Source organism: Runella sp. R5_40, assembly GCF_057652295.1.
This window is the reverse complement of the sequence record NZ_JBYFCH010000050.1, coordinates 1-6,800: the sequence shown is the minus strand read 5'-3', so window position 1 is coordinate 6,800 and position 6,800 is coordinate 1. Positions and strand designations below refer to the sequence as shown.

6 protein-coding genes and 1 pseudogene are annotated in these 6,800 nt (G+C 43.1%); 1 reads left to right on the top strand and 6 read right to left on the bottom strand.

The window, feature by feature from the left end:
• Positions 1-20: 20 nt before the first annotated feature.
• From AC23N5_RS31205 to AC23N5_RS31190, 4 genes and pseudogenes are all read right to left on the bottom strand, one after another.
• Positions 21-218 (bottom strand): annotated as a pseudogene (locus AC23N5_RS31205) (type II toxin-antitoxin system HigB family toxin); the annotation flags it as partial.
• Between the two features lie 228 nt (positions 219-446).
• On the bottom strand, positions 447-860 hold the full coding sequence (locus AC23N5_RS31200) for a hypothetical protein (RefSeq protein WP_487758527.1): 414 nt from the start codon (positions 858-860) through the stop codon (positions 447-449).
• 22 nt (positions 861-882) lie between these two features.
• Positions 883-1,368 carry a ferritin-like domain-containing protein gene (locus AC23N5_RS31195; RefSeq protein WP_487758526.1) on the bottom strand — a complete coding sequence of 162 codons (486 nt, stop codon included), beginning with the start codon at positions 1,366-1,368 and terminating at the stop codon, positions 883-885.
• 84 nt (positions 1,369-1,452) lie between these two features.
• Entirely contained in the window at positions 1,453-3,885 is a 2,433-nt protein-coding gene (locus tag AC23N5_RS31190) for a TonB-dependent receptor (RefSeq protein WP_487758525.1), read from the bottom strand.
• Positions 3,886-4,022: 137 nt separating this feature from the next.
• Between AC23N5_RS31190 and AC23N5_RS31185 the strand changes: the two genes are divergently transcribed.
• Positions 4,023-4,670, top strand: coding sequence for a MarR family winged helix-turn-helix transcriptional regulator (locus AC23N5_RS31185; protein WP_183971909.1), 648 nt, complete (start codon positions 4,023-4,025; stop codon positions 4,668-4,670).
• 39 nt (positions 4,671-4,709) lie between these two features.
• Here the strand turns inward: AC23N5_RS31185 and AC23N5_RS31180 are convergent, their stop codons facing one another.
• On the bottom strand, positions 4,710-5,165 hold the full coding sequence (locus AC23N5_RS31180) for a hypothetical protein (RefSeq protein ID WP_487758524.1): 456 nt from the start codon (positions 5,163-5,165) through the stop codon (positions 4,710-4,712).
• Positions 5,166-5,265: 100 nt separating this feature from the next.
• Positions 5,266-6,495: a dicarboxylate/amino acid:cation symporter gene (locus AC23N5_RS31175; protein WP_122932095.1), complete on the bottom strand. Its 1,230-nt coding sequence runs from the start codon at positions 6,493-6,495 to the stop codon at positions 5,266-5,268.
• Positions 6,496-6,800 lie beyond the last annotated feature (305 nt).

The following is a 6,800-nucleotide window of genomic DNA, read 5'->3' as shown; positions in this document are numbered from 1 at the left end:
TTCTGTCTTTATCGGTTTTATCATGGTTGAGACTTTCGTTTAAATTCAATTTTTTTTGCATCAATTCTATCATAGGCAGCGTGCGTTCCTACCCACAGTATGAATACGATTCCAAAGACGTAATCAATATGAGTAATAAGTCGGTAATCGTTACCTTTGATATTGAAAATAACGCGATTTTTATCAATGATACTCGCATTTCCAAATGTTGATTTTACCTCATTGGGAGTGGGCTATGCTGCACTTGTAACAACATCATGCCATTCTAATAATGAATTTTCTGAGTCAGGATTTAATTCCTAAAACTCTTTGAGCATTCGTTTGGCGATAATTCTCATGGTAATTCAAAAATAGGGCTTTGATAATCTTAGGGATCAGACGAAGTGTCAGACGTTAAGATAAATAATCAATCGACATTCTGCACTCGACACTTGTAAGGGCAAAAATTAGTGATTTTCGGCACCGTGGCCTTGATGACCTGCCTTTTTATGGTGGGCTATTTCTGCAAACGAACCATGAAGAGTAGAAAGTGCAATTTTAACCTCCTCGTCTGAAGCATTTTTGGCTACTAAGTCGGCTAATGCCTGCGAGTTTTGGGTGATTTTTTGGAATTTGTCTTCCATACTTTTTTTGGCAAAAGGACGCGGCTTCTCGCCTTTTTCAAGGTTTTGCGCTAATATCAACATTGCCGCCGCGTTTTTGCGGGCAGGTGTCAAATCGTTGTTCTTCATAAGCGGTGGGAAAGTCTGTTTCATCAAGGCTTTCATTTCTGAAAGAGCTACCCAATCTTTACCTTTTTGAGCCAAAGCAAAGGTACTTGTCGCCAATAAAATGACGAGAGCAACAAAGATATTTTTCATTTTTTAGCGTGTTGTTTAAAGGTTATTTGCAGGCATTAAATGCAGGCAAGTGATTATTTAAAGAAGCTTTTCGGTTGTTTTCAAAAACGTTGCGAACGTCGGAAGGTAAATCAAGTTTTAAAAATTTATCGTACAATTCTATATTTTCAACTTCAGCAATAGCTCCTGCCGCACAGGCATCTTTAACGGTGCTAAAAGTTGGCATATCTGCGACATTAAAGGTGTTGTTAGGAACAGGTAAATCGTAGGTATTGAGAAGATTAGCTATGGCATCGGCGTGTTTCACTTCGGCACTTAGGATGTTACTAAATGGCTTCGTTTGACTTCCAAAGTCACTCAATATTCGCTGATACGTAATTTGAGCTTTATATTCATCCTCAATCGTAGCATTGAGTGCTTTTTGTATCTCGGGAGATAGCCCTGGATTAAGAGTTGAACGGTTATCATTACATCCTGCAAAGATGGTAATACCTAGGATAAATAAGATTTTCTGTGTTAGACTGTTCATAATAGTAATAGTTTGTTATTGATGTAAAACAACAACAAACTATTACTAGAGGAAGTGAGAAATGTCACAGAGAGCAACGTTTCACTAAAACTCAATCACAAAACCCAGCGCAGGGGTAAAGTTAGCGTCTTCGTTGGCTAGAATGAGCGGAACTCCATTGCTGCCGTCGCTTCGTAACGCTAATCCATCCGTAGTTCTAAATCCAGAATTATCAGCTAACCGCTCAAAGGTGTATTGTGGCAAAGCGGGATTGGTAGTAAGCAGCGCGTTTTGCAAGTCAAAAAACAAGTCAATAGAGGTTTTTTTGTAATTCCATTTTTTGTCAATGCGGAAGTCCACGCGACTAAATGACTTCAACCGCAGGCTATTGAGTCGAGTGTAATCTTCGGTACCTACGCCCGTGGTGAGGTAGTTACGCTGCGAAGCGGCCAAGTCGTAAGGTGTGTAAGGTGCGCCCCCTTGATAGAGCCATTTAAGCCCCAACTCCCAGCCTTTTTTAAACTTATACCCCAATTGTGTTGAAATTAGGTTACGCGTATCCCACGCAGAAGCCACGTACTTCCCATCTTTTCCCGAAAACTCCGAACGGAAGAGTGTGTAGCTAAAGACCCCAAAGAAGTTTTTGGCCAACTTTTGTTGGAAGAAAAACTCAAGTCCACGGCTACGTCCTTGGCCCGTGCTGATGACTGCTTCGTTACCAATGGCACCGAAATTACCGCCTTGGTTGGCCAACGAAATGCCATCACGTACCGAAACGGGGTAATTGTCGTATTGCTTCACAAAACCTTCGAGCGTAATACGCGTAGTAGGTGTTGGGATAAATTCTAAGCCTGCTACCAAATGGTCGGAACGGATGTATTTGCTTGATTTATTGACAAAATTGCCGTCTTGCTTATACCCCAAAACCGTATAAATCGGTGTTTTGAAATACCGCCCCACCGACGCGTTTAAACGCCATTTGTCGCTCAACTGATAACTCGCCGAAACGCGCGGACTAAGGGTCTCAATCGGATTGTTACCATCCGACGTAAACGAATTCATATCGGTACGCAAGCCCGCCGAAAGATTCAAGCGGTCGTCCAATAGCTTGCGGTTTACTTGGGCAAAAGCTCCGAATTTGAAGAAATCAATGGCCGTGTTGAACGCAATGTTCACGGCAGGTTGAATCACTTGCCCTTGGGTATTTTTGACTTCGCGACGCAGTACGTTGAAGAAGTCGTTGTTGTACTTAACATACTGAAGCATGGCGCCGTAGCTATATTCCCACTTACCCACAAACTTATTCACATCGAGGCGGAGTTTGTTCTCAATTTCTTGAGATACGCTTTTGAGCGCGCGGTAATTTTCGTCCCCTTGACGATTGTCCTCAAAGCGGTCGAGGCGGTTGTTGAACATATTTCGGCTGAGTGAAACGTTGAGGTAGCCGTTTTCCAACAACCGTTTGAGCGAAAACCCTGTCGTATAATTCCACTGATTGATGGTGGGGTTAGAACGAAGCACATACTCTTTTTCGGGGGAAGATTCTTTGGGAACCGCAAACGAAAATTCGTCGATGGCTCCCACTCCAATGGCTGTTAATGTAGTTTTTTTGTTGAGTTTGTGCGTGACTTTGTATTGAAAATCCCAGTAATTGGGACGAATAGGGAGGTCAATGGCTTTGAATAAAAATTGCAAATACGAGCGGCGTACCGATGCCAAAAAAGTGGTTTTGGGCGAAAGCGGCCCTTCAAATGTGCCTGCTACTTCGGTGGAGCTGACTCGAAAGTTGCCTTGGAGGCGTTCGGGGTTTCCTTCGCGCTGACGGAATTGCAATACTGACGACAGTGCATTGTCGTAACGGGCATTGAAGCTACTCGAACTCAACGTGGCGTCTTCAATAAACGATACGTTAAGAATCCCCGTAGGACCACCCGAACTCCCCTGAGTGGCAAAGTGGTTGATAACGGGTATTTCGATGCCATCTAGGTAAAAAACGTTTTCGTTGGGGCCACCGCCACGGATGATGAGGTCGTTACGAAAACCTCCTACCGAACCTGCCGTTCCTCCTACACCTGGAAGTACCTGAATCACGCGCGAAATATCAAAGTTCCCGCCTGGGTTGTTTTTGATTTCTTCGGTAGTCAGTTTTTGAATGGAATTGGGCGTTTCGACCGAAGCTACCGAAATAGAACGGTTATAGACAACCTTGGCTTCGGTCAATTGTACCGCTTCTTCTTCGAGGTCAAACGTAATTTGTTGGGCATTTCCCGACGTGAGTACGACGTTGAATTTACTAGCGGTTTTGTAGCCTACAAAAGATGCTTTGAGGTTGTAGCTTCCTACGGGTAGAGTGAGTTTAAACTTTCCATCCACGTCAGTGGTGGTGCCTTGGGTCGTGCCTTCAATCTGTACCGTCACCCCAATAAGCGTTTCTTGGGTACGTTTGTCGCGCACAGACCCCAAAATGGTTCCTGTGTTTTGGGCAAACGCATTGGTGACACTAACGATGAGTAGTAGAGCGAATAGGTGTGTTTTCATGCGAATTTTAAAATGAGCAGTAAAAAACATTTATGATTTGATTTGTGTTAATTACTACGATAACATTCCAAATGAATTATTGTTTGTACGAAAACAAAATATTTTTCAATTTTTAGAATGTTTTCACTACTAAAAAAATGAACTACGCACTATTACAAGAGTTGATTGGGCACTTGGCCAACTACGAAGCGCAGCGCTCGCCGCTTCAACGGAAGGACATGGAGGGGTTTGTGGCGTACCTCAATCAACAAGTTTTCGCAAAATCGTCGGACCCCGAATTAAAATTTGAAAATGGAGAAACGGTAGAAGTACTGTTGTCGCAGTTGGTGGCATTTTTGTATCGCTATGCCAAAGGGTACATCAAAAAAGCACTGGACTCTGCTCACCTGATTACGATTGATGATTTTTCGTATTTGGCGGGCATTTGGCAGACGGGCGGCTGTACCAAAACGGAGATTATTGACATGAACATCCACGAAAAAACAACGGGGATGGAAGTCATCAAGCGGTTATTGAACAATGGCCTCATCGAACAAACCGATGACCCAAAAGACCGCCGAAGCAAACGCTTATTGATTACAGGAAAAGGAATGGGGGTACTTTTCGGGACGTTTGAAGAAATGCGAAAAGCAAGCTTGATTATTGCAGGAACGCTCAATGAAGCGGAAAAAATGCAGTTGTTGCACTTACTTCAAAAACTACACTTTTTTCATAAACCCTTGTTCCTCAATGAGCGAGAAACGGGCTTGGATGGATTGTTGGCAATGGTAGAAGCGGCAAAATAAAAAAAGCCATAGTGGTGAACTATGGCTTTTTGAAAGCTTTTATGCGTATTTTTCTCGAATTTGGAATAATAACCACCCTCCAAGCAGAAACGAAAAAGCAAGACTAATAAGGTTGCTAAACAAACCTCCAATTCCCGCTAGGTTGACAACTCCGCTAACGAGGCTCAACAAGAAAATATAGTACATATAATCCCAGCCTTTCTTTTGGCGTTTCATCAGTGGCGAAATAGCCAGACCTTCTAAAAGTACCATAACGGCTAAAATTGCCATCGAAATCCAATAAACTCCCATATTTCCAAAAGAAGCTAGGCCGATGGCCGTAGCACCAGCGCCAATGCCTAAGACCGCAAGTAGCCCTAATGCTCCAAAAATGACCCCAACGATGCAGAGGAACGGAGAGATTTTAACCAGAATTTCTTTGACGTTGTCAGGCAATTGCGGAAATTTTGCAAATACGCCTGCAATTTCGTTTTCGAGGGGAAGTGATTGTGCCATGTGATTGAAAAGGATGAGGTGATAGATTTTAGGTATAGGGAAAAATTTATCTAACCTAATCCTTTTCAACCAAAGTGTCAAGGAGTTACAGCGATTTTTATTAGCTTTCGGTATATTCTCCTTCAAGTTTTGAAATAACTGCCGTTGCCACGGCATTTCCAGCTACCGAAGTGGCCGAACGCCCCATGTCTAAGAAGGGATCAATACCGAGTAGCAGTGCCAGCCCTTCGACGGGTAGGTTAAATTGCGCCAACGTTCCCGCAATTACCACCAACGAGGCACGTGGTACACCCGCGATTCCTTTGGAAGTGATCATCAGGGTAAGGAGCATGGCTATTTGTTGCTGAATGGTGAGCGGAATGCCGTAAGCTTGGGCAATAAAACCCGTTGCAAAAGTCATGTACATCATCGAGCCATCAAGGTTGAAAGAATAACCCAATGGCAACACAAACCCAATGATACGCTGACTACAACCAAATTTTTCCAAAGCAGTGATTTGTTGCGGCAAAGAAGCCTCTGAGCTAGCTGTACTGAACGTCAGAATCATCGAATCTTTGACGTGCGCCAACAGTTTGAGATACGGAATTTTCATGACAAGGCAAATAGCCCACAATACCCCGAAAATAAAGAAAAGTAGTCCTCCGAAAAAACATACCATTAGGTAGGCATACGAAATCAAAATGCCAAGTCCCTTCATGGCCACTACGCCTGTCATTGCCCCTAAGACGGCAAAAGGAGCCAACTCCATCACGTACCCAACAATTTTAAATACTACCTCCGAAAGGCTTTCAATGGCTTTGATGAGTTTTTTGCCGTGTTCTCCTACAGCGCCCAAAGCAATCCCAAAAAACAACGAAAACACCACAATTTGGAGGATTTCGTTTTCGGAAAGGGCTTTAAAGAAGCTATCAGGGAAGATGTGTAAAATAAAATCTTCGACGGTTTTCATCGACTTGCCCGTCACTCCCGTGTCGGTACCCGCAGCAGGGCGAGGCCATTGTTGTACTTCGCCAGGACGAGTTACATTCACAACCAATAGACCTACAAGCAGGGATAAGATGGTAGCAAAGTAAAAATAAAGCAAGGTTTTGATACCAATACGACCCACGACTTTAAAATCGCCGAGTTTGGCTACCCCCACTGCAAGTGTACAAAACACCAGCGGCCCCACGATCATTTTGATGAGTTTGAGGAAGACTTTGCTCAGAATCTGGAATTTTTTTGATATTTCGGCAGCCTGCTCGGCGTCCATCGTGCTGTGCAAAATTTGCCCGATAACGACCCCTAGAATAAAGCCAATGACGATTTTGGTAGTAATGTTTAGTTTCATGAAGTGTTGGTTTTGATGAAAGTTAGGTTTTGCGGATATGATGATTTAGAGATTTTCAAAGGGAGTAAAACACTCAAAGTGCCTACTACGGATGTAGTATTTTAGGAATAGGAAACATAAGGATTTCAGGTTTAGGGCAAAAGAAGCCTGTTTGTGGCACAAATTAGGAAAAAAACGAGACAGAAGGGTACAACAACTTAAAAAATCCCTATTTTCGTTGTGAATCTTTCTTGTCAGCCCGATAAAAAACTGGACACAAGTTAAGGGAAAACCTAACTTGTAGTCAATATGAGCAAACATCGTAA

Coding starts and splice junctions, on each gene's coding strand:
- AC23N5_RS31200 (WP_487758527.1), bottom strand. CDS start 860: ATGAAAAATATCTTTGTTGCTCTCGTCATTTTATTGGCGACAAGTACC.
- AC23N5_RS31195 (WP_487758526.1), bottom strand. CDS start 1,368: ATGAACAGTCTAACACAGAAAATCTTATTTATCCTAGGTATTACCATC.
- AC23N5_RS31190 (WP_487758525.1), bottom strand. CDS start 3,885: ATGAAAACACACCTATTCGCTCTACTACTCATCGTTAGTGTCACCAAT.
- AC23N5_RS31185 (WP_183971909.1), top strand. CDS start 4,023: ATGAACTACGCACTATTACAAGAGTTGATTGGGCACTTGGCCAACTAC.
- AC23N5_RS31180 (WP_487758524.1), bottom strand. CDS start 5,165: ATGGCACAATCACTTCCCCTCGAAAACGAAATTGCAGGCGTATTTGCA.
- AC23N5_RS31175 (WP_122932095.1), bottom strand. CDS start 6,495: ATGAAACTAAACATTACTACCAAAATCGTCATTGGCTTTATTCTAGGG.